This is a genomic window from Haloimpatiens myeolchijeotgali (genome assembly GCF_042688525.2).
Classification (GTDB): domain Bacteria; phylum Bacillota; class Clostridia; order Clostridiales; family Clostridiaceae; genus Haloimpatiens.
Window position 1 is genome coordinate 5,001 of sequence record NZ_JBHWAB010000001.1, and the last position, 22,500, is coordinate 27,500.

General features: G+C 29.7%; 19 protein-coding genes, 8 tRNA genes, 2 rRNA genes and 1 riboswitch (1 of these 30 cut by a window edge). Of the genes, 2 read left to right on the forward strand and 27 right to left on the reverse strand.

Translation table 11 applies throughout. The features are described from left to right. Nucleotides 1–371: 371 nt before the first annotated feature. Together ACFIJ5_RS00020 and ACFIJ5_RS00025 are read right to left on the reverse strand one after the other, a co-directional pair. On the reverse strand, nt 372–1,310 hold the full coding sequence (locus tag ACFIJ5_RS00020) for a GNAT family N-acetyltransferase (RefSeq protein WP_379809471.1): 939 nt from the start codon (nt 1,308–1,310) through the stop codon (nt 372–374). Between the two features lies 1 nt (nt 1,311). After that, on the reverse strand, nt 1,312–2,481 hold the full coding sequence (locus ACFIJ5_RS00025) for an MFS transporter (RefSeq protein ID WP_379802595.1): 1,170 nt from the start codon (nt 2,479–2,481) through the stop codon (nt 1,312–1,314). 175 nt (nt 2,482–2,656) lie between these two features. Here ACFIJ5_RS00025 and ACFIJ5_RS00030 point away from each other — a divergent pair, with 175 nt between their 5' ends. Continuing rightward, nucleotides 2,657–3,325, forward strand: a complete 669-nt coding sequence (locus tag ACFIJ5_RS00030; RefSeq protein ID WP_379802596.1) for a DUF4230 domain-containing protein — start codon at nt 2,657–2,659, stop codon at nt 3,323–3,325. A gap of 49 nt (nt 3,326–3,374) precedes the next feature. On the opposite strand, the gene purF is transcribed toward ACFIJ5_RS00030, so the two are convergent. The 3 genes from purF to ACFIJ5_RS00045 all read right to left on the reverse strand — a co-directional run bounded on the left by purF (nt 3,375) and on the right by ACFIJ5_RS00045 (nt 7,269). Further along, entirely contained in the window at nt 3,375–4,778 is a 1,404-nt protein-coding gene (purF, locus tag ACFIJ5_RS00035; protein WP_379802598.1) for an amidophosphoribosyltransferase, read from the reverse strand. 86 nt (nt 4,779–4,864) lie between these two features. After that, nucleotides 4,865–6,178, reverse strand: coding sequence for a phosphomethylpyrimidine synthase ThiC (gene thiC / locus ACFIJ5_RS00040; RefSeq protein WP_379802599.1), 1,314 nt, complete (start codon nt 6,176–6,178; stop codon nt 4,865–4,867). Nucleotides 6,179–6,323: 145 nt separating this feature from the next. Next, a riboswitch (TPP riboswitch) is annotated at nt 6,324–6,432 on the reverse strand. A 111-nt stretch (nt 6,433–6,543) separates the two neighbouring features. After that, nucleotides 6,544–7,269, reverse strand: coding sequence for a tRNA threonylcarbamoyladenosine dehydratase (locus ACFIJ5_RS00045; RefSeq protein ID WP_379802600.1), 726 nt, complete (start codon nt 7,267–7,269; stop codon nt 6,544–6,546). A 214-nt stretch (nt 7,270–7,483) separates the two neighbouring features. On the opposite strand from ACFIJ5_RS00045, the gene ACFIJ5_RS00050 reads away from it, so the two are divergent. Next, on the forward strand, nt 7,484–8,809 hold the full coding sequence (locus ACFIJ5_RS00050; RefSeq protein ID WP_379802601.1) for an AMP-binding protein: 1,326 nt from the start codon (nt 7,484–7,486) through the stop codon (nt 8,807–8,809). A gap of 97 nt (nt 8,810–8,906) precedes the next feature. Here ACFIJ5_RS00050 and ACFIJ5_RS00055 read toward each other — a convergent pair whose 3' ends face one another. The 22 genes from ACFIJ5_RS00055 to ACFIJ5_RS00160 all read right to left on the reverse strand — a co-directional run. Then, nucleotides 8,907–10,154, reverse strand: a complete 1,248-nt coding sequence (locus ACFIJ5_RS00055) for a DUF1015 domain-containing protein (RefSeq protein WP_379802602.1) — start codon at nt 10,152–10,154, stop codon at nt 8,907–8,909. A 17-nt stretch (nt 10,155–10,171) separates the two neighbouring features. Continuing rightward, the gene (locus tag ACFIJ5_RS00060; RefSeq protein ID WP_379802604.1) at nt 10,172–11,086 is read right to left on the reverse strand and encodes a D-2-hydroxyacid dehydrogenase; all 915 of its coding nucleotides are present in this window, start codon (nt 11,084–11,086) and stop codon (nt 10,172–10,174) included. Between the two features lie 64 nt (nt 11,087–11,150). Continuing rightward, entirely contained in the window at nt 11,151–12,221 is a 1,071-nt protein-coding gene (locus ACFIJ5_RS00065; protein WP_379802605.1) for a pyridoxal-phosphate-dependent aminotransferase family protein, read from the reverse strand. A 331-nt stretch (nt 12,222–12,552) separates the two neighbouring features. After that, nucleotides 12,553–12,756 (reverse strand): hypothetical protein, encoded by a 204-nt coding sequence (locus ACFIJ5_RS00070; RefSeq protein ID WP_379802606.1) that lies wholly within the window; start codon nt 12,754–12,756, stop codon nt 12,553–12,555. An 11-nt stretch (nt 12,757–12,767) separates the two neighbouring features. Continuing rightward, nucleotides 12,768–12,953, reverse strand: coding sequence for a hypothetical protein (locus ACFIJ5_RS00075; RefSeq protein WP_379802607.1), 186 nt, complete (start codon nt 12,951–12,953; stop codon nt 12,768–12,770). Nucleotides 12,954–13,151: 198 nt separating this feature from the next. After that, nucleotides 13,152–14,660: a carboxypeptidase M32 gene (locus tag ACFIJ5_RS00080; RefSeq protein ID WP_379802609.1), complete on the reverse strand. Its 1,509-nt coding sequence runs from the start codon at nt 14,658–14,660 to the stop codon at nt 13,152–13,154. Nucleotides 14,661–14,802: 142 nt separating this feature from the next. After that, the gene (locus tag ACFIJ5_RS00085) at nt 14,803–14,970 is read right to left on the reverse strand and encodes a hypothetical protein (RefSeq protein ID WP_379802610.1); all 168 of its coding nucleotides are present in this window, start codon (nt 14,968–14,970) and stop codon (nt 14,803–14,805) included. 112 nt (nt 14,971–15,082) lie between these two features. Then, nucleotides 15,083–15,331, reverse strand: a complete 249-nt coding sequence (locus tag ACFIJ5_RS00090; protein WP_379802612.1) for an ABC transporter C-terminal domain-containing protein — start codon at nt 15,329–15,331, stop codon at nt 15,083–15,085. A 38-nt stretch (nt 15,332–15,369) separates the two neighbouring features. Then, a complete protein-coding gene (gene abc-f, locus ACFIJ5_RS00095) occupies nt 15,370–16,998 on the reverse strand; it encodes a ribosomal protection-like ABC-F family protein (protein WP_379802613.1) in 1,629 nt (542 codons plus the stop codon). Between the two features lie 308 nt (nt 16,999–17,306). After that, a complete protein-coding gene (locus tag ACFIJ5_RS00100) occupies nt 17,307–17,429 on the reverse strand; it encodes a hypothetical protein (RefSeq protein ID WP_379802614.1) in 123 nt (40 codons plus the stop codon). Nucleotides 17,430–17,551: 122 nt separating this feature from the next. After that, nucleotides 17,552–18,061 carry an NAD(+) diphosphatase gene (locus ACFIJ5_RS00105; RefSeq protein WP_379802615.1) on the reverse strand — a complete coding sequence of 170 codons (510 nt, stop codon included), beginning with the start codon at nt 18,059–18,061 and terminating at the stop codon, nt 17,552–17,554. Nucleotides 18,062–18,090: 29 nt separating this feature from the next. Further along, nucleotides 18,091–18,786 (reverse strand): DNA/RNA nuclease SfsA, encoded by a 696-nt coding sequence (gene sfsA, locus ACFIJ5_RS00110; RefSeq protein ID WP_379802616.1) that lies wholly within the window; start codon nt 18,784–18,786, stop codon nt 18,091–18,093. Between the two features lie 221 nt (nt 18,787–19,007). Further along, nucleotides 19,008–19,082: transfer RNA gene (locus ACFIJ5_RS00115), tRNA-Gln, on the reverse strand. Between the two features lie 23 nt (nt 19,083–19,105). Continuing rightward, nucleotides 19,106–19,177 (reverse strand) — tRNA-Glu (locus ACFIJ5_RS00120). Between the two features lie 199 nt (nt 19,178–19,376). Continuing rightward, nucleotides 19,377–19,452 (reverse strand) — tRNA-Gly (locus ACFIJ5_RS00125). 58 nt (nt 19,453–19,510) lie between these two features. Next, nucleotides 19,511–19,585 (reverse strand) — tRNA-Gln (locus tag ACFIJ5_RS00130). Between the two features lie 5 nt (nt 19,586–19,590). After that, nucleotides 19,591–19,667, reverse strand: a tRNA-Arg gene (locus ACFIJ5_RS00135). 4 nt (nt 19,668–19,671) lie between these two features. Beyond that, nucleotides 19,672–19,745: transfer RNA gene (locus ACFIJ5_RS00140), tRNA-Gly, on the reverse strand. Nucleotides 19,746–19,761: 16 nt separating this feature from the next. Beyond that, nucleotides 19,762–19,845 (reverse strand) — tRNA-Leu (locus ACFIJ5_RS00145). A 16-nt stretch (nt 19,846–19,861) separates the two neighbouring features. Then, a tRNA-Glu gene (locus tag ACFIJ5_RS00150) sits at nt 19,862–19,936 on the reverse strand. 5 nt (nt 19,937–19,941) lie between these two features. Further along, nucleotides 19,942–20,058, reverse strand: a 5S ribosomal RNA gene (rrf, locus tag ACFIJ5_RS00155). Nucleotides 20,059–20,093: 35 nt separating this feature from the next. Beyond that, nucleotides 20,094–22,500 (reverse strand): 23S ribosomal RNA (locus tag ACFIJ5_RS00160); it runs 492 nt beyond the window's last position.

Here is a 22,500-nt window from a genome sequence, read left to right on the forward strand (position 1 = left end):
AACGTAATATATCTTATCATATTACTTTTATTTTCAAAACTAAATATAGCCTATAAAATAAAATTATACTATCTTTCCTCTGATATATACGTATTTTTTAGCATATTCTTATACTGACACGCCTGGATAAGTATAGTTAAATTTTATTATTATTTATGGATTTTATAACTTTTATAATTACATAAGCCCTAATTCTTTATCTAAATTAATTATTTTAATTTGTATAAATCATTTTGTAGAAATATAAAATACTAAAAAATAAACACTGTAAATCACAATTAAAACTCACTAGTGATTTACAGTGCTTTTATTGTATTAAATCTAAGTTCTGAGTATAATTAAAACTACATTACATTTAATTTTAACATATCTTAATCTGCAGTTTTATAAAAACTAATATGATCTCTCCACTTTCCATTTATGAATAAGTATTTTTCATTTAATCCTAATTCTTTAAATCCACATCTCCTTAATACACCTTGAGACCTTTTATTATTTACTAAAGTAGAAGCTTCAATTCTATGTAAATTCATTTCATTAAAACAATAATCTAATACTAAATTTAAAGCTTCTTTCATATATCCTTTTCCTTGTTCTTTTTCATCTATGGAATACCCAACAAATGCACTTTTGAATACTCCATAAACAACGTTAGACAATCTTATTTTACCTATAAATTTATTATTCTTATATATACCAAAATTAACTTCATTCCCATTTAAATAATTTTTATAACTTTCAATTAAATTTTGTCTTTGTATTTGTATTGTATAATAACTTTCATCTCTTGTAGGTTCAAATGACATTAAATGAGTTTTATTTCTTATACAATAATCTAAAATATCCTTTGCATCTTCCGGATTTAAAATTTTCAACTCTATATTTTTACCTTTCAACTTCAAGGGAATTTGTCTTATGTTATTCTCAAAGTTTTCTTTATTTATTCCAAAAACCAACTTAGATTTACGTAAACTGTCTTTTTGAACACTTTCTTCTAATATTCCTTCTAACTTAAACCCTAAATCTATAAGTGCATTTAAATTTATATCTTCATCCACAATAACATTTATTTTATACATGTCCATATTTCTAAATAATGATATCATCATTAGCTTTAGAGTATCTTTTAATTTTATATAGCTTTCTTCTCCGTATCTATAAAAATTTATTTTAAATAAACAATATTTATCTTCTTTTTCCAATTGAATTATAAAAACTCGTCCAATAGTTATTCCTATTTTATCTTTTATTATGTACTCTCTTTCACTGCCTTTTACTAATTCTAAAAACACGCTGCTATTTTGTACCACATTATTCACTCCTACTCACCAATTTGTGCTTGGTTTTCATATATATAATCATAGTAAATATTATAGATATAAGTAAGCATATAGGAATTTGATAAAAAGCTAAACCATATCCTATTTCATCATTTAATTTTCCCATTACAAAATTCATTACCATATTTATTGCACACCCTGAAGTTACTATAATTCCTGTTATAAATGAAATTCTTTCTTTAAACACTTTACTAACCGTAAGTACAATTGTAGGAAAAGTAATTGCAAAAAATAGTCCTGAACTAGATATTAAAAATAAACCCTTTTCTCCCATTAATAATCCCAATGTGTATAAAACAAATGCTATTATTAACGATTTAAGCACTGTATTAATATATCCGAATTTTTCTACTACTAAACCACCTAAAAACCTTCCTATTGTTAGTGCACCAAAAAAGAATGACAAATAAGTAGCACTTTTTGCCTCATTATAATTGTAAGCATTTTTAATATAATTAACAAACCAACTTCCTGTTCCTACTTCTGCAGAAATATAAAATCCTAAAGCCATTATGTAAAAAAATATCAATTTCTTATCGGTATTAAAATTTATTTTTTTATGTAGTTCCTTTTTTTTATTTAAATTAGGCATCTTAATAAAAATAAAAATAATAAATAACAATATAAATCCAAAAGAAGCTGATAAATATATATTTCTCCAGTCCATACCTTTATCTACTAAATTTCCTGTTAATTTAGGTCCTATACTTGCACCAAATCCATAACAAAAATGTGTTAAATTCATAAGCACTGCTTGGAAACTAAATAATAATACAGGTATCAATGTGTTAATTGCAATACTTGTCATTCCAAGACCAACATTTATAAAAAACATACATATGATTAAAATGGGAAAAGTATTTGTTTTAGATAACAATAATAATGAACCTATCATAACTATAATACCTAAAAGTAAAACTTTTTTCTGACCTACCTTTTCGCTTAATAATCCTCCTAAAAATGTTGCTATCATATATCCTAATGAACCTATTAAAAACATAAAACCTATACTTGTATCCTTTACAAAAAATTCTGTTTTAAAAATTGGTACAAGAACACCTCTCATATTTTCAACAACTGCATTCATAATCATTAGTAAAAATATAAATATGACTATTGTTAAATTACGAATATTTTTCATAATTTTCCTCCCTCGATTTATTATATCACAATACAATATCTTAATTTTATATTAAGTTAAGATTTTATTAAACAACATTTTGTATAATTTATATTGATTTATAGACTTTTTAGATTTAAAATCGTAATTAATATACTTATAAAATACCAATTAGAAGTAACAAGGGGGGATGTTTTTGAGAAATAAATCTGACTTTAAAATGAAATTAATTATTATACTTATATTTATATCTTTAGGATTTGGTATTTATATGGGTTATAAAATTTTTAAAGCACCTAAGAAACAAAATAAAACTTGGATTGTTCCTAATACAAATAGTTCAAAAAAAATCTTAACAAGAGATGCTGTCATAAATTCAATGAAAGGAAAAAATGAATTAATAACACTAGAAACTAAACTAAAAGAAAATATCACTATAGACAATAGTTGGGGAGATTTAAAAATCTTTAAAAAGATCCAAAATATTCATTTTTATGGAACAGGAGTGTATTGTTTAGACTTATCTAAAATAACAGCAAAAGATATATCTATAGACAATGTTCAAAAAAAACTTTCTATCAATATTTCAAAGCCATACGTAAAAAACATAACAATAGCTGAAAAGAAAACAGAATATGAAACAGTAGAAAATGGCCTTTTGCGTTTTGGAGAAATCAAATTAGAACCTTCTGAATATGAAACTATACTAAGTGAAGCTAAAATAAAAATGTTAAGTAAAATAAAAACCTTAGATATATATAACAAAGCAGCTGATGCTTCTAAAAAATCTGTAATAGATTTTTTAGAAAACATTATGAAAAAAACTAATACTCAAAAATATAAAATAGAAATTAACTTTAATTAAAAATATTTTTTAATTATTGGTCACTGGATATACCATTGACCATATTTTTTTACCTAATGTATTCTGGGTATCTTCCATTAAAACATCCTACACAAATTCCTTTATTTTTACACAATACTTTTTTAAGTCCTTCTACACTTAAATATTCTAAACTATCAGCCCCAATATATTTTCTTATATCTTCTTTTTCCATATAAGATCCTAAAAGTTCTTCTTTTCTCTTTGTATCAATTCCATAATAACAACAATGTTTTATAATGGGTGATGCTACTCTAAAATGAATTTCTTTAGCACCTGCACTTCTTAAAATTTGTACTAATTGTTTACTAGTAGTTCCTCTAACAATTGAATCATCTACTATAACAACTCTTTTATTCTTTATTTTTGATTTTATAACATTTAATTTTATATGTACTGACTTTTCTCTCATTTTCTGAGAACATTTTATAAATGTTCTTCCAATATATTTGTTCTTAACAAATGCCCTTTCAAAAGGAATTTTTGAAGCTCTTGAATATCCTAATGCAGCTGGAATTGCTGAATCTGGTACTCCTACAACTATATCTGCATCTATAGGATTTTGCTTGTAAAGCTGTTTTCCCATTTCAATTCTAGAAGAATACACCTCTATGTCATCTATAATACTATCTTCTCTCGCAAAATATACATATTCAAAAGAACAAATACAACAACTACAATTTTTATTTATATAATTAGATTTAATACCTTTTTTATCTATGCTTACTATTTCCCCTGGTTTTATATCCCGTATAAATTTTGCCCCTACTGCATCAAGTGCACAACTTTCGGAACATATAATATAGTTATTTCTTATTTTACCTATACAAAGTGGCCTTATTCCAAAGGAATCTCTTACCCCTATAAGTTTATCTTTAGTTAAAAACACTATACAATATGATCCTTTAAGTAATTTACTTGCTTTAATAATTGAGTTTTCTATACTTTCATCTTTATATTTTCCTACCAAATTTAAAATAACTTCTGAATCAGTATTACTCTGAAAAATATATCCATCTTTTTTTAAATTTTTTTGTAAGTTATATGAATTAATTATATTACCATTGTGCGCTAATGCTAAATATCCTAGCTTAAAATGTCCTGTTAGAGGTTGAGCATTTAAAATATTACTTTCTCCTGTAGTTGAATATCTTACATGCCCTATTGCTATTTTACCTTTCATATTACTTAGATTGTCTTCATTAAAAATCTCTGATACTAATCCCATAGATTTATGACAATAAACTTTTTCTCCATCTGTATATGATATACCTGCACTTTCTTGGCCTCTATGTTGAAGCGCATAAAGTCCATAATAAGTTATTGTAGACACATCTAATTCTTCTCTTGAAAATATTCCAAAAACTCCACATTCTTCTTTTAATTTATCATCAACTATTTTTGAATTACATTCTATTTTACATCTATTTTTCATATTATTTTCTCCTTTATGTTCCTTATAGTAATAGCTGATAAAATTAAGTACTAGTATCAATATATTGACACTAGTACCTATGTTAATTAATCTTCTTCTCTTAATATATTTATATTTTTTCCTTTAATAACTTTATTCATATTTCTTACAGCACACATTTTTCCACACATAGTACAACTATCTTTATGCTGAGGTAATGATTCTTCTCTATATTTTTTAGCCTTTTCTGGATCTATTGCTAATTCAAACATTTTATCCCAGTCTAATTCTTGTCTTGCTTGACCCATCTTGTTGTCCCATTCTCTAGATCCTTTAATTCCTTTTGCAATATCTGCAACATGTGCAGCAATCTTTGTTGCTATAATTCCTTCTTTCATATCCTCTAAATTTGGTAATCTTAAATGTTCTGCTGGTGTTAAATAACATAAAAAGTCTGCTCCTGAAGCCGCTGCAACAGCTCCTCCTATAGCTCCTGTAATATGATCATATCCTGGAGCTATATCTGTAACTATAGGTCCTAAAACATAAAATGGTGCATCATGGCAAAGCCTCTTTTCAAGCATCATATTTGTTTCTATTTCATTTAATGCCATATGTCCTGGTCCTTCTATTATAACTTGTACATTTCTTGCCCATGCTCTTTTAGTTAACTCACCTAATGTCATTAATTCTTTAATTTGACATGCATCTGTAGAATCATCAATACATCCTGGACGACAAGCATCTCCTAAACTTATTGTTACATCATATTTTTCACATATATCTAGTATTTTATCAAAGTATTCATAAAACGGATTTTCTTTCCCATTTAATTCCATCCATGCATATATTAAAGACCCACCTCTTGAAACAATATTCATACGTCTTTTATTTCTTTTAAATACAGCAGCTGTTTCTCTTGTTATACCTGCATGAATAGTCATAAAATCTACACCATCTTGCGCATGTTTTTCTATAACTTTTAATAATTCTTCAACTGATAAATCTTTTAATTCTTTATCATAAAATCCAACAGCATCATACATAGGCACTGTACCTATCATAGCAGAAGACATATTTATTAATTTTTGTCTAAATTCTTCTGTTTTTCCAAAACAACTTAAATCCATTATAGCTTCTGCTTTCATTTCTATAGCTTTTTTAACTTTTTCTAATTCTTTATCTATATTACAACAATCTTTTGAAATACCTAAATTTACATTTATTTTAGTTTTTATTCCTTTTCCTACTCCTTCTGGATCTAAAGCTTTATGATTTTTATTAGCAGGTATTACTACTTTTCCTTCTGCTATAAGTGTTCTCAATATTTCTGGATCCATATTTTCTTTTTGTGCTACCTTTTCTATTTCTCTTGTAATAATTCCTTTCTTAGCAGCATCCATTTGTGTTGTATAATTCATATTTTACATCTCCTTATAATTTTAATAATATTCAAAATGTTATAAATACAACAAAAGGGAAGCATATTTTGCTTCCCTCATAATCCTTAATGTATAATAAATAAAAAACACACAATCATAGAGACCGCGTGTTAATATTAACAACTCACAACAAAATCTACTTCCCTACGTTAGAACTATCTAAATCAGGTTATGAGGGTTAGAGAAAACATCTCATTCTCAGCTTACTTTAGTAAGCTCCCCTAGTAACGTTCATATTTAATTTTCAAAATTTGTAATATTTACTACACACTGATTATAACACATGAAAAAGTTATATACAATATATGTTCTAAAAATAACCTTAATGGATTTTTTATTATACATTAATATTCATTTTTTATTATATCTTTTATTACTTCTCCTCCAATAATAAGTCCTGCACAAGAAGGTACAAAAGATATACTTGAAGGCATTCTTCTGTTTTCCTCAGTATTCTCAAGACCACACTCTTCCAATTTAGGTTGAATTGGAATTTCTTCTGAGTATAATACTTTCAATTTCTTAATACCCCTTATTTTTAATTGTTTTCTCATAACCTTAGCTAAAGGACAGACTTTTGTATTATATATGTTATCTATCTTAAATTTAGTTGGATCTAATTTTTTTCCTGTTCCCATTGAACTTATTATTTTAATATTGTGTTCACAACACCATACTGCTAAATCAATTTTAGAAGTTACTGTATCTATAGCATCTACAACATAATCTATATCTTTTGGAATTAATTCCTCTATATTTTCTTTACTTAAAAAAACTTTATGACTAGTAACATTACAAAGGGGATTTATATCCAAAATTCTCTCTTTCATAACTTCAACTTTAATTTTTCCTATTGTAGATTGAAGAGCTATTATCTGTCTATTTATATTTGTAACATCTACTATATCTTTATCAACTAAAATTAAATTTCCAACTCCAGCTCTAGCTAATGCTTCACATACAAAACTTCCAACTCCTCCAACTCCAAATATTATAACTTTACTATTTTTTAAAGTCTCTACGCCTTGTTTTCCTATCAAAAGTTCAGTTCTTGTAAAAATATTCTCCATATCAAACACTCCTATTTGTTAATAAAACATTTCTAATAATAAGTATGCCTTAATTATATTTCATTTATTTAATTCTAACAAATAATAATTTTACATATTTTATTGTTAATAATTAACTTTATGGTTAAATTAAATATATAATATATATTGTAATATTTTGTATTTATCAATTATTCTCAAAAATATTATTATTTAATATAGGTAGGTGGTTAATATGATAGCTCAATTAATTAAAGATGGAACAAAATATTATAAACATAATAAATGGACTAAACAACATATTATAAACTACAGCGAAAAAAAATTTAGATGTATTTTAAAATATGCTTATAAAAATAGTGCTTTTTATAAAAATTTTTATTTGTGGAAAGGAATTAAATATACAGACCTTGATAATATACCTATAAACGAAATACCTACAATTAATAAAAGTCAAATTAAAAAAAATTTTTATAAAATAGCTACTAAACCTATAACTGAAGAAAAAATAAATAAAGCTCTAAATAGTGGTGATTTATTACCTAAAATAGATACTAGGTATATTGTTCATACCTCTGGAAGTACGGGTATTCCAACTAATTTCTTGTACGATGAACATGCATTAAATGCCTTAGAAGCAAATTTTACTAGATTAAGTGTGGGAGGAGATAATTCTTTAAGTTTAAAAGATTTTCCCATAAAAAGTTTGTACATTGCTCCTGTTGGAAGTGGTTATGCTTGTACCGCTCTTGCTATATTTGGAATGAAAAAATACCATTGTAAAAGTGTAATTATAAATGCTCAAACACCATTAAATGAGTGGAAAACTATAATAAATAATTATAATCCTTGTTACTTATCTGGTTATCCATCTTGTTTAAATTTAGTAGCTTCCCTTGTAAAGAAAGGTGAAATATCTATTTCACCAAAAAAAATCATTACAGGAGGAGAACCATTAAATCGAGAGACTGCTTTTTATTACAAAGAAATTTTCAAATCAGATGTTATAGACTATTATGGTTGTACTGAATCAATATGTATCGGTGCTGGAACTACTTACTATGATGGATTATATTTATTTGATGACTTAAATTATATAGAAAAGGATGATAAAAATCGTCTTATCATAACACCTTTATATAACAAAGCTTTTCCTCTTATAAGATATCAATTAACAGATGTGGTACAAGGATTTAATAAAAACTATTCTAGACAATATCCATATACTCATATAGATAAAATCATAGGAAGAGATGAAGAACTTATGTGGTTTATAAATGAAAACAATGAAAATGATTTCTTACATCCCTTATTTTTAGATGATTTAAATGTAAAAGGTATTATAAAATATCAATTTAAACAAATAGGTAAAACCTATTTTGAACTAAAATGTATAAACTCTGATATTAATGAAAAAATACAAGAACAAGAAATAAGAAACCAAATAGATGTATTTTTAAAAAATAAAAATATGAGAAACGTTAAATATTGTATTAGATTTATAAAAAATATTCCTCGCGATAAAAAAACGGGAAAAACAAAACTTGTAGTAAAATTGTAATTTAATAAAGAGCTGCACACCTTAGTTGCAGCTCTTTTTCCCTATTAACCCTATTTTGTACCGTGCATACTTTAACAGTACACTTATTAAAAATTTATTAATCTAATTTGTGAATAAATAATCCACTTCTTAATTTTGGTTCAAACCAAGTTGATTTTGGTGGCATTACTTTTCCCGCATCGGCAATTGCCATTAAATCATCAATTGTTGTTGGGTACATTGAAAAAGCAACTTTCATTCCTTTATTTACTCTTCTTTCTAATTCTTTTAATCCTCTTATTCCCCCAATGAAATCTATCCTATTATCTTTTCTAGGATCTTGAATTCCCAATATTGGATGTAATAAATTATTTTGAAGTATTGATACATCTAATCTATCTACAGGATCTTTTTCATCAAAAATTCCCTCTTTAGCCGTTAATTTATACCATCTATTATCTAAAAACATTCCAAAAGTATGCTTCTTTGATGGTCTAAATTGACCTTCTTCTTCATATGAGCTAATTTCAAACTTATCTCTAACTTTATTTATGAATTCATCTGAAGAAAGTCCATTTAAATCTTTTACTACTCTATTATAATCCATAACAGATAACTCTTTGTCTGGGAACATAACAGCAAGGAAGAAATTAAATTCCTCATTTCCTTTATAATCTTTATTCTGCTCTCTTCTTTTTAATCCAACCTTAACAGCAGATGCACACCTATGATGTCCATCAGCTATATAAAGATAATCTATCTCTTTAAATAATGAAGTTATTTTCTTTATTTTCTCTTCATTATCTATTACCCAAACAATATGTGATATCCCATCTTCAGCTTCAAAATCATAAACAGGTTTATTATTTTGTGTCCAATCTTTTATTATATTGTCTATTTCATCTTTATGTTTATATGTCAAAAAAATAGGTCCTGTATTTGCATTACAATAATCAACATGGTTAATTCTATCTTGCTCTTTTTCCGCTCTTGTATGTTCATGTTTTTTTATAACATTATTTATATAATCATTAATAGCTGCACACCCAACAATACCTGTTTGAACTTTATTATTCATTATTTGTCTATAAATATATAAGTATGGTCTGTTATCTTCTATCATAGTTTTCTTTTCTATCATACTATATAAATTTTCTCTAGCTCTTTCATACACCTTTTTGTCATATATATTTATATTTTCATCAAGATCTATTTCTGCTTTATCTACATGCAGAAAAGAATAAGGATTATCCTTCACCAATTCTCGTGCCTCTTCACTATTCATTACATCATATGGGAGGGCAGCAACCTTATCTGCAAGTTTTTCTGTTGGTCTTACCGCTTTAAATGGTTTTATTATTGGCATACTAATACCTCCCTTAATTACTTATTAAAAAAATCTACTACAATATTATATACTTCTTCGCCTATTCTTTTTTGAGCTTCCTTAGTTGACGCTCCAATATGTGGTGTTACTGAAACATTTGGATGGCTAACTAAATCTGTATTCTTAGTTGGTTCTTCTTCATAAACATCTATTCCTGCACCTGCAAGTTTTCCGCTATTCAAAGCATCTAATAAATCATGTTCATTTACAACTCCGCCTCTTGCACAATTTATTAAAAATGCTCCATCTTTCATCATATCAATTTCTTTTTTTGATATAACTGCACCTTTTTCCTTATCATAAGGTATATGCAATGATACAAAATCAGATTTCTTTAATACATCTTCTAAACAGCAATACTCACATTCACAAAAATTATCTTTTTTTCCACTTCTATTTGTATAAATTACATCCATTCCAAGAGCTCTAGCTCTTTTCTCAACTTCCTTTGCAATTCTTCCTGAACCAATAAGTCCAAGTACTTTTCCTGAAAGTTCTATACCCTTATATTTTTTCTTCTCCCATTTTGCTTCTCTCATTGTTACGTTAGATATATTAACATATCTAGCAAGAGCAAACATATGAGCAATCGTAAGTTCTGCAACAGATGCGCTGCTAGCTTTTGGAGTATTCATTACCTTTATTCCTTTTTGTTTTGCATATTCTACATCAATATTATCTACTCCAACACCAGCTCTTATTATAAGTTTCAATCTTCCAGCCTTTACCGCTTCATCAATTATAGGTTTTCTTACTTTAGTAGCAGACCTTACAACAATCACATCAAAATTGGCTAATTCTTTTCCCAAAACTTCTGGTTCATAATGCTGTTCAACTATTTCAAATCCTTTTTCTTTTAATTTTTCAACAGCACCTTTAGCCAAACCATCTGCAGCTAATATCCTAAACATAATAATCCCCCCATTTATTAGCAACATGAAAATACAATTAAATATACTACTAACTGTGCGTTAATTAAAATCCTAATATTTCATCTATATTTTGTAATAACTCTTTAACTTCTTCTAAAGTTGTGTCAGCCATATGTGCTATTCTAAATGTTTTTTCTTTTAATTTGCCATAACCATTAGAAATAGCAAATCCTCTTTCGCCAAGTTTCTTATTTAAATCTGCAACACTTATACCTTTAGTATTTTTAATAGTTGTCAACGTATTAGAAAGATATCTTTCATCTGCAAATAACTCAAAATGTTTTTTTGCCCATTCTCTTACATATTTAGCCATTTCGATATGTCTTTGGTATCTATTTTCAATTCCTTCTTCCATAATTCTGTCTAATTGATAGTCAAGCGCAAACATATGTGAAAGTGATGGTGTTGATGGATATTGATGATCTTTTTTCAAAATATATTTATGCAATCTTAATAAATCTAAATAAAAACCTCTATTTTCAACTTTTTCTGCTCTTTCTATAGCTTTTTTAGAAAAAGTACAAATTGCAAGTCCTGGAGGTAATCCTATAGCTTTTTGTGTTGAAGTTATACAAATATCTACTCCTAATTTGTCTACTTCTACTTTAGCTCCACCCATTGAACTTACAGTATCTAAACACCATACAACTTCAGGATATTTTTTAATAACCTTTGCTATTTCTTCAACAGGATTCATTATTCCTGTTGAAGTTTCATTATGAGTTATTGTTATTAAATCATACTTACCAGTAGATAGAACTTCATCTACAAGCTCTGGAGTATTTGCATTTCCCCATTCAACTTCGTATAAATCAGCTGGTACATTATTAGCTTTAGCCATTTCATACCATCTGTTACCAAATGCTCCAACAGAAAATACTGCTGCTTTTTTTGCTGTACAAGAACGTATTGCTCCTTCCATTAGTCCACTACCTGAAGAAGTGGAAAGAAGTATTTCTTCATTAGTATGAAATACTTTTCTCATCTTTTCTGTTATTCTCTTTTGAAGTTCTGATGCTTCCTTAGTTCTATGACCTATCATTGGAGTGGCCATTTTTTGTAATACATCTGATTTTACTTCTACTGGACCTGGTATAAATAATTTTTTATGCATACCTAATCCCCCCTATATTTTAGCTCATGCCAGTTTTAATTCATCAATTTTCCATTAATGAGATTTATTTTCCATAAACATTGTATCACCTTATTTAAATTTTCTCAATATTTATAAAAATTTTTATTTACTTTTTTATATTAATTTACTTAAAATTTAGTGTTTTTTGAAAATATTTCTCTTTTAATCCTTATAATTTAGCCATATAAAAACAAAAGCATATATCACTCAAAAGACATTTCACTTAATTAAGAAACTTTAAAGTTTCTTCAAATGTCTTTTTTGTAATATATGCACTTTCTCAAAATACTAAAAACATAAAATATAAATTTTAACCTTGATCTAAACTTGCTGCTATATTATCATATAAATTTAATTCACATTTATAGTTTTTAAAGTGTGAACACTTTTTACAACTTACACTTTTATTACTACCAATGCTAGATACTAATCCTTGTTCTGTTGGCTCAAAAGATGAACAATTTTGAGCAACATTCATAAGTTCATATTGATTAGACATTCCACCTTGCATCATAAATTCCTCCTTTAGTTTTCTCTTATTTGTTCTCTAACTTCATCAAATAAATTTTTTACACATTTTCCTCTTACAAAATTTGCACAGTTATTACAGCTTTCTGCTAGTTCAGTCATACTAGACATAAAACTTACGTTTCTTGATCTATATCCTGAACAATTTTGAGCAACCCTCATTTTTAATTCATTCGAAACCATAGCATCACTCCTAATAATATTTTTACCATAATATTTAAATAATTTTATGATATATAAATCAAATCATCTACAACCTATTATTTGTACTTTATCTTCATTTAATACAAAATAAAAAAAATCTATGTAGTATATATAAATTTTTATATACTTACATAGATTTTTTATATCTATTACATTTTTACTTTAAATTTTACATTATTACTTTAACTTATATATTTCTTTATATTTCTTATTTAAATAATCAATAAAGTACTTAGCCGTAAGTTCTTCTCCTGTTACCTTCTTTATAAGTTCTATAGGTTGATATATGGAACCATATTTATGAATATTATCTTTTAACCAACTATGAACTACATTTAAATTACCTTTAGAAATCTCATCTTCAATATTATCAATATCTCTTTTCATTTTATTTAAAAATTGTGCACCATATAAATTACCTAATGCATAACTTGGGAAATATCCAAAGTCTCCTCCAGCCCAATGTATATCCTGAAGTACACCTTCAGCATCATCTTTAGGTTCTACTCCCAAATATTCTTTGTATTTGTTATTCCAAATTTCAGGTAAATCTTCAACTTCTATTTCTCCGTTAATAAGCTTTTTTTCTATTTCATATCTTATTATTATGTGAAGTCCATATGTAAGTTCATCTGCTTCTGTTCTTACAAGTGATGGTTCCACTATATTTATTGCTTTATAGAATTCGTCAAAAGTTATATCTTTATATTCTACAAATTTATTTTGAAGAATTGGATAAAAATATTCCCAAAATTCTTTACTTCTTCCTATTATATTTTCATAAAATCTAGATTGAGATTCATGCACTCCCATAGATACACCACTCGCTAATAAAGTACCCTTCAAATCATTTGGTATATCTTGTTCGTAAATAGCATGTCCTCCTTCATGTACATTACTTAGTAATCCACTTATAAAATTATTTTCATAATAATGTGTAGTAATTCTTACATCCTTGTTATTGAATTCAATAGTAAATGGATGTTCTGTTTCATCTACTCTACCAGCTTCGAAATCATATTCCATTTTTTTAAGAACTTCCTTAGAAAATTCATCTTGTCTTTTAATATCTATATTTTTTGTAAGTATAGATTTATCAATTTTAACTTCACTTTTATCTATTTTATTTAAAATATTTATTATAGCATCTCTCATCTCTTTAAAAACTACATCTAATTTTTTTACTGTCATGCCAGGTTCAAAAAAATCTAACAATGTATCGTATTTATTATCTTCATAACCCCAATATTCTATAAATTGTTTTTTCAAATCTACAATTTCTTTTAAATAAGGTTTAAATATGTTAAAATCGCATTTTTCCTTCGCTTCTTGCCATGCTGATTCTGCCTTAGAAGTTAAAACAGTATACTTTTTATATTTCTCTTCTGGTATTTTTTTAGTTCTATTATATTCTTTTTTCACATTTTCAACTATAGATTTAGTTATATCATCTAAATCTGAATAACCTTCAAAGTAATTTATATATTCTTTCATTTTATCACTTGTTTCAAGCTTATAAAGTTCTCCTGATAAATATCCCAAAACTTCCCCTCTATAAGGAATTCCTTTTTTAGGAGCATAAGTTCTCATATCCCAATATAATACGCTAGATGCACTATTTAAATATTCTATTTTACTCAAATAGCTTTTAAATTCTTCTAGTTTTTTTTGAAATTCACTTGTCATCTAATCTCCCCCTTTTTATTTAACTCAATTTTTCATAACTGTTATTATATTCTACTATATTTATACTTGTTCCTCTTTGTTTATTGAAAATTATAAAATAACATTTTACATATTCATCCTATGAACAAGCAATTAGTAATTTTTAAACATCACCTGCTAATATAGATTCTGTTTCCCTACAATATTTAGTAATTAAACATTCAGCTAAATTTCTAGGACATCTTTTACACATACAATTTTCCGCATCTCCATTACATTTTTTATTCATATATTCAGGACATTTTTTGCAATTTGTAGATACTACTTTCACAATAACCACTCCATTTCTTTAAATACTATTATACACCTACTAGGTTCTTCTATATTATAATATTTTAGACATTATCTCAATTAGAGGCTTACTATCTACTAAAAAATAATATCTATTCACTTAATACAATCCATTCCTCTAAAACATAGTCTAAGATTTTCTGAAATTTATTTTTTTCTGAGTATAATTCATTTAATTTTTCAAAATTAGAAGAACATATTTTCATTTCTTCATCTAATTTTTTTATATTTTTTTCAAGTTGTTGTATTTTATCTTCTAATTTTTTTATTCTATTTTCTTTAATACGTTCTTTTTTTTCTTGTAGTTTTTTCTCTTCATAATTAATTTTATTATGTGACAATTTCTTTTGATTTTTATTTTCACTAGATGCAAAACCAATTAATTCTTTTTGCTGAGCTTTTTTTGTTTATAATATTCATAATTACCTAAGTAACTTTTTATTTTTTTATTATTTAATTCGAAAATTTTATTACTAAGTGTATTAATGAAATATCTATCATGAGAAATAAATAATATAGTTCCTTCAAATTTTTTAAGTGATTCTTCAAGTTCTTCTCTAGATTCTATATCCAAATGATTTGTTGGTTCATCTAGTAGTAAAAAATTAATATCATTATACATAAGCTGGCATAACTTTAATCTGCTTTTTTCTCCTCCAGATAAATTCTTAACTTTTTTAAAAACACTTTCTCCATAAAACATAAATTTAGCTAAAAATTCTCTAGCCTCCCCTTCTGAAATATTTATTTTATCTCTAAAATATTGTAAAATGGTATACTCTTCATTAGGAAACTCTACAACCTGAGGTAAATAACCAATCTTTACTGAAGCTCCTAGTTTAGCTATTCCACTATCTGCTGCATACTCATTTAATAATATTTTGAATATAGTGGACTTTCCACTTCCATTATTTCCAATAAGAGCTACCTTTTCACCATAGTTAACTTGTAAATTTATCTTGTTTAGAATATTAATTTCATTAAAACTTTTTTCTAAGTCTTTAATTACTACAACTTCATTTCCAGATCTATCTTTGCTTGAAATATTTACTTTTATTGTATCCTTATCAAGTTTTGGTTTCTCAATCTTATTCATTTTATCAAGTCTTTTCTGAATACTTTCTGCACGTCTAAAAAATTTAGTATTATCAGCTCTTTTTCCCCATTCTCTTAAATCTTTAATAGTTTTTTCCATAGCTTTTATCTTTTTTTGCTGATCTTTAAAAGCTTCAAACTGTAGTAAATTTTTTCTTTCTTTTTCTTTAACATACTCAGAATAATTACCAAAATAAACTTCTGTCTTCATATCTTCTAATTCAACAATTTTAGTTATAACTTTATCTAAAAAATATCTATCATGAGAAATAATAATTACAGCACCCTTATATTTTTTTATAAATTCTTCTAACCATTCTATTGATTCCATATCTAAATGATTTGTTGGTTCATCTAATAATAATATATCTGGATTTTCAAGTAGTATTTTAGCTAAAACAACTGTTGTTTTTTCACCTCCGCTTAATTCCTTAAAATATCTATTTTTATATTTATCATTAATCTTTAATCCTTCACATACTTTACTTAACTTTTGATTTATTTCATAATATCCTAATTGCTCTAATTTTTGTTGTAATTCACAATATTTTTTAAGAATCATGTCTAGTTCTTTTCCTTTAATACTTTTCATTGTAATTTCAAGTTCTTTCATTTCTTTATCAATTTTAATTTGTTCTTCAAAGGCTTTGTTTAATACATCTAATACTGTAAAATTTTCAGGATAAATAGGTATCTGATCAAGATATCCTATAGTTAATCCTTTCCTTATTGAAATTACTCCACTATCATGACTTTCTAACCCTACAACCATTTTAAATATAGTTGTTTTCCCTGTTCCATTACTTCCTACAATAGCTACCTTTTCTCCTGTTTTAACTTCAAAATTTACATTTTCTAATATTTTAGCTGCTCCGTAATATTTTTCAACATTATTTATCATTAACTCAATCATTATATATTCCTCCTTTATAAAAAAATAGAACGTGAGTATGTAAATCATCCTCACGTTCTACTTTTTTTAATAAAACAAAAAGCTGTGACAAAAACTTACTTGCCCACAGCTTTATACCTAAATTTATATTCATACTTAATTTCATATATTATAATACAAATAAACTTATTTATTAATTAATAAGTTTATTAATTACATCAAATTAAAAATAATCCTTATTAATTTAAAATATAAAACCCTGAGCAAGTATTTCCCTTACCCAGGACTAACATTCAAATGTTCGTATATGTAAGGATGATCTACTTACTTTAGTTAACTTCATATTTAATTTTAGACGCACTTATCCCATTGCTATCAAAATTAGCTGTTATTCCGAACATTGAGATTGGTAGTCTATTTAAAATATTATTAACTAAAACTTGCACTCTCATCATTACACCTCCTATTAAAAGTATATCATATCATTTTAAATAATTCAAAATTTTTCAAAAATATTAATCATAATTTATGTATTACTTCTTATTACTTTTGATAAATTATCCTCTTCATATCTTTATGCTTTATTTTCCTCATATCCAAGCTTTTTTAAAACTTTGTGTACAACTGCCTTTCCTATTTCATCCTCTGGCATCTCACATAATGCCTCTTGAAGTTCTCCCCATTCTGCCCATTCAACTTCTGAGGACTTTTTAATCTCACCTTCTACATATCTAGCCATAAAAGTAAGCATAACTATCTCTTTTGATTTCAAAAATGAACTTCCTAAATATTTTATATTATCTATAGTAATTCCAGTTTCCTCTTTCACTTCTCTATGAACAGTTTGTTCAACAGTTTCCCCATTCATAACATATCCAGATACTAATACTTTTGAATTTTTAAATATGTAACTTTGCTTAAGTAAAAGTATCTCATCATTTTTTATTACTGCTACAATTACACAAGGTTTTGGGGTATCAAAATACATAATATCATCATAAGGACAATATGGAACTCCTCCTTCATCCCAACTATATTTTTCTTCAAGTTCCTTCCCACATAACGGACAATACTTAAATTTCATTAAATTACCCCCTTAAGTAAAATTATACATTAACTAAGTTCCACTTGTACTTTATTTTTCATAGTTATAAAATTTCTACCTACACTACAGTCATAAGCAAAAATATCCACATTGTTTTGAGCTGCAAGTCTTAATGCATCTGAAAATGCTTTATCCATGTTATCATAAGGCATGAATTTATTAACATTATCCATCTGAATTAGAAAAAGAACTCCAGCACCATATCCTTCTTTTATAACTTGTACAAGCTCTAATAAATGTTTTTTTCCTCTTTCTGTAGGTGCATCTGGAAACATAGTTATTCCATCATTCTCAAATGTTACTCCCTTAACCTCTAAATAATATTTATTATCGTTTTTATCTGTTAATTTAAAATCAAACCTACTATTTCCAAATGTCTTTTCTCTCTCTATGTTAGTATATTTTTTCAATTGATCTATTTTTCTAGCTCTTAAAGCTTCTTCAACTACTTTATTAGGAATTTGTGAGTCTATATTTATGAGTTTTTTATCTTTATATCCTGCTATAAGATCAAATCTAGTCTTTCTATTTGGATTATTTTCTTCTCTTAATAATACCTTGGTTCCAGGAAGAAGAATCTCTTTGCATCTACCTGTATTAGGTACATGAACCATTTCTTTTTTTCCATTAATGTATACATAGGCTTGAAATCTATTTGGTCTCTCTATAAATTCAGCAGACATAATTCTTTTACTAAATATCATACTTTACCAATCCTTTTTTAAAAGTTATCCACATATAAACAATATTTATACACATTATCCACAATAATATGCTTATTTTATTGTTTATTGTATATTATTTCACCAAAATCTAAAATCTTTTTTTAATTATACAGTATACTTATTATAATACCACATTCATTAATTAGTATTAACTTATATAATAAAAACTCTTCTTAAATTTATTTAAGAAGAGTTTTTATTGGCTGAGATGGCAGGATTCGAACCTGCGATTACGGGAGTCAGAGTCCCGCGCCTTACCACTTGGCAACATCCCAATATATTATTATATTTTATAAAGTAGCTCCTAGGGGATTCGAACCCCTGTTCCCACCGTGAGAGGGTGGTGTCTTAACCCCTTGACCAAGGAGCCATATTATATACTTCTCTTACATTTACATATTATACTACTTAATGTATTAATAGTAAACACCTATGGTTAATCTATTATAAAAAGTAATACATTACTTTAATTCTATTTAATATGTAATATCGTAAATATTATTCAAAAATATATTTATAACTTTCTTAATAATAAAAAACTCTAGCCTTTTTAAGCTAGAGTTTAAATATGGAGCGGAAGACGGGACTCGAACCCGCGACATCCACCTTGGCAAGGTGGCGCTCTACCAGCTGAGCCACTTCCGCATATAAATATTTTCTTTTAAAATAAGAGATTTCAATTATAAAAAATGAAATCTCTTATTGGCTGGGATGGCAGGATTCGAACCTACGGATGCAGGAGTCAAAGTCCTGTGCCTTACCGCTTGGCGACACCCCAATATATGGTGCGTCTTAAGGGATTCGAACCCCTGGCCCACGGCTTAGAAGGCCGTTGCTCTATCCAACTGAGCTAAAGACGCATACTGGAGCGGGTGAAGGGAATCGAACCCTCGTAACCAGCTTGGAAGGCTGGGGCTCTACCATTGAGCTACACCCGCATATTTGTAATTTTATTGGTGCAGGTGAAGGGAGTCGAACCCCCACGCCATAGGCGCTAGATCCTAAGTCTAGTGCGTCTGCCAATTCCGCCACACCTGCACTTATAAATTTTAAATGGTGACTCCTAGGGGAATCGAACCCCTGTTACCACCGTGAAAGGGTGGTGTCTTAACCGCTTGACCAAGGAGCCTTCTTACCTGGCGACGACCTACTCTTCCACAGGGCTTCCCCTGCAGTACCATCGGCGCTTCAAAGCTTAACCGTCCTGTTCGGAATGGGAAGGGGTGTTACCTTTGAGCCATAATCACCAGATTATTGTTCTTTCAAAATTGCACAGTGTTAATTATTTGGTCAAGCCCTCGACTTATTAGTATCAGTCAGCTTAACATGTTACCACGCTTACACCTCTGACCTATCAACCTGGTAGTCTTCCAGGAGTCTTACTAGCTTACGCTATGGGAAATCTAATCTTGAGGTGGGCTTCACGCTTAGATGCTTTCAGCGTTTATCCCGTCCCAACATAGCTACCCAGCTATGCCATTGGCATGACAACTGGTGCACCAGAGGTTGGTCCATCCCGGTCCTCTCGTACTAAGGACAGCTCCTCTCAAATTTCCTACGCCCGCGACGGAAAGGGACCGAACTGTCTCACGACGTTCTGAACCCAGCTCGCGTGCCACTTTAATGGGCGAACAGCCCAACCCTTGGGACCGACTTCAGCCCCAGGATGTGACGAGCCGACATCGAGGTGCCAAACCTCCCCGTCGATGTGGACTCTTGGGGGAGATCAGCCTGTTATCCCCGAGGTAGCTTTTATCCGTTGAGCGATGGCCCTCCCACGAGGAACCACCGGATCACTAAGCCCGACTTTCGTCCCTGCTCCACTTGTATGTGTCGCAGTCAAGCTCCCTTATGCCTTTGCACTCTGCGCGCAATTTCCAACTGCGCTGAGGGAACCTTTGGGCGCCTCCGTTACATTTTAGGAGGCGACCGCCCCAGTCAAACTGCCCACCTAACAATGTCCCGTGACCAGATACATGGCCTCCGGTTAGAATTTCAATACTGTCAGGGTGGTATCCCAAGGACGACTCCATAGAAGCTGACGCCCCTATTTCTAAGTCTCCCACCTATCCTGTACAGACAATACCGAAATTCAATGCTAAGCTACAGTAAAGCTCTACGGGGTCTTTCCGTCCAATCGCGGGTAGAGGGCATCTTCACCCCCACTACAATTTCACCGGATTTGTTGTCGAGACAGTGCTCAAATCATTACGCCATTCGTGCGGGTCGGAACTTACCCGACAAGGAATTTCGCTACCTTAGGACCGTTATAGTTACGGCCGCCGTTTACTGGGGCTTAAGTTCAAGGCTTCGCTTACGCTAACCAATCCCCTTAACCTTCCAGCACCGGGCAGGCGTCAGCCCCTATACATCAGCTTTCGCTTTAGCAGAGACCTGTGTTTTTGCTAAACAGTTGCTTGAGCCTATTCACTGCGGCCTGCTCTCGCAGGCACCCCTTCTCCCTAAGTTACGGGGTTAATTTGCCGAGTTCCTTGACAACAATTCTTCCGCTGGCCTTAGGATTCTCTCCTCATCTACCTGTGTCGGTTTGCGGTACGGGCACCATCTTCCTCGATAGAGGCTTTTCTTGGCAGTGTGGAATCAGATACTTCGCTACTAAAATTTCGCTCCCCATAACACCTCAAGCTTAAGATTGAACGGATTTGCCTGTTCAATCACTCTAAGTGCTTAGACGCACATCCAACAGTGCGCACATCTTATCCTTCTGCGTCACCCCATTTCTCAAACGGAAAATGGCGGTATCGGAATATCAACCGATTGTCCATCACCTACGCCTTTCGGCCTCGGCTTAGGTCCCGACTAACCCTGAGCGGACGAGCCTTCCTCAGGAAACCTTAGATTTTCGGCCAACAGGATTCTCACCTGTTTGTCGCTACTTATGCCAGCATTCTCACTCCTATATCGTCCACCGCTCCTTACGGTACGACTTCAGCCAATATAGGAAGCTCCTCTACCGCTCTTTCGAGCCCATAGCTTCGGTGGTAAGTTTGAGCCCCGGACATTTTCGGCGCAGGATCTCTTGACTAGTGAGCTATTACGCACTCTTTGAATGAGTGGCTGCTTCTGAGCCAACATCCTAGTTGTCTTAGAAATCCCACATCCTTTACCACTTAACTTACACTTTGGGACCTTAGCTGATGATCTGGGCTGTTTCCCTTTTGACCACGGATCTTATCATTCGCAGTCTGACTGCCAGGATACAAGTAGATGGCATTCGGAGTTTGATAAGGTTCAGTAACCACTATGGCCCCTAGCCTATTCAGTGCTCTACCTCCATTACTCAATTACCTGACGCTAGCCCTAAAGCTATTTCGAGGAGAACCAGCTATCTCCGAGTTCGATTGGAATTTCTCCGCTATCCACAGCTCATCCCATGGTTTTTCAACACCAACGGGTTCGGTCCTCCACGGAATTTTACTTCCGCTTCAACCTGGCCATGGATAGGTCACTCGGTTTCGGGTCTACAGCATGCAACTAAACGCCCTATTCAGACTCGGTTTCCCTGCGGCTCCACACCTTAGGTGCTTAACCTCGCTACATACCGTAACTCGCTGGCTCGTTCTACAAAAAGCACGCCGTCACACATATAAAGTGCTTCGACAGATTGTAGGCACACGGTTTCAGGTTCTATTTCACTCCCCTCCCGGGGTTCTTTTCACCTTTCCCTCACGG

Bases quoted from the DNA above. Each gene is read 5' to 3' on its own strand.
- sfsA (WP_379802616.1), bottom strand. From the start codon at position 18,786: ATGATATTTAGTAAAAGAATTATGTCTGCTGAATTTATAGAGAGACCA.
- ACFIJ5_RS00025 (WP_379802595.1), bottom strand. From the start codon at position 2,481: ATGAAAAATATTCGTAATTTAACAATAGTCATATTTATATTTTTACTA.
- ACFIJ5_RS00060 (WP_379802604.1), bottom strand. From the start codon at position 11,086: ATGTTTAGGATATTAGCTGCAGATGGTTTGGCTAAAGGTGCTGTTGAA.
- thiC (WP_379802599.1), bottom strand. From the start codon at position 6,178: ATGAATTATACAACACAAATGGATGCTGCTAAGAAAGGAATTATTACA.
- ACFIJ5_RS00055 (WP_379802602.1), bottom strand. From the start codon at position 10,154: ATGCCAATAATAAAACCATTTAAAGCGGTAAGACCAACAGAAAAACTT.
- ACFIJ5_RS00100 (WP_379802614.1), bottom strand. From the start codon at position 17,429: ATGAGAGTGCAAGTTTTAGTTAATAATATTTTAAATAGACTACCAATC.
- ACFIJ5_RS00070 (WP_379802606.1), bottom strand. From the start codon at position 12,756: ATGATGCAAGGTGGAATGTCTAATCAATATGAACTTATGAATGTTGCT.
- purF (WP_379802598.1), bottom strand. From the start codon at position 4,778: ATGAAAAATAGATGTAAAATAGAATGTAATTCAAAAATAGTTGATGAT.
- ACFIJ5_RS00080 (WP_379802609.1), bottom strand. From the start codon at position 14,660: ATGACAAGTGAATTTCAAAAAAAACTAGAAGAATTTAAAAGCTATTTG.
- ACFIJ5_RS00075 (WP_379802607.1), bottom strand. From the start codon at position 12,953: ATGGTTTCGAATGAATTAAAAATGAGGGTTGCTCAAAATTGTTCAGGA.
- ACFIJ5_RS00045 (WP_379802600.1), bottom strand. From the start codon at position 7,269: ATGGAGAATATTTTTACAAGAACTGAACTTTTGATAGGAAAACAAGGC.
- ACFIJ5_RS00050 (WP_379802601.1), top strand. From the start codon at position 7,484: ATGATAGCTCAATTAATTAAAGATGGAACAAAATATTATAAACATAAT.
- abc-f (WP_379802613.1), bottom strand. From the start codon at position 16,998: ATGATTGAGTTAATGATAAATAATGTTGAAAAATATTACGGAGCAGCT.
- ACFIJ5_RS00065 (WP_379802605.1), bottom strand. From the start codon at position 12,221: ATGCATAAAAAATTATTTATACCAGGTCCAGTAGAAGTAAAATCAGAT.
- ACFIJ5_RS00105 (WP_379802615.1), bottom strand. From the start codon at position 18,061: ATGAAATTTAAGTATTGTCCGTTATGTGGGAAGGAACTTGAAGAAAAA.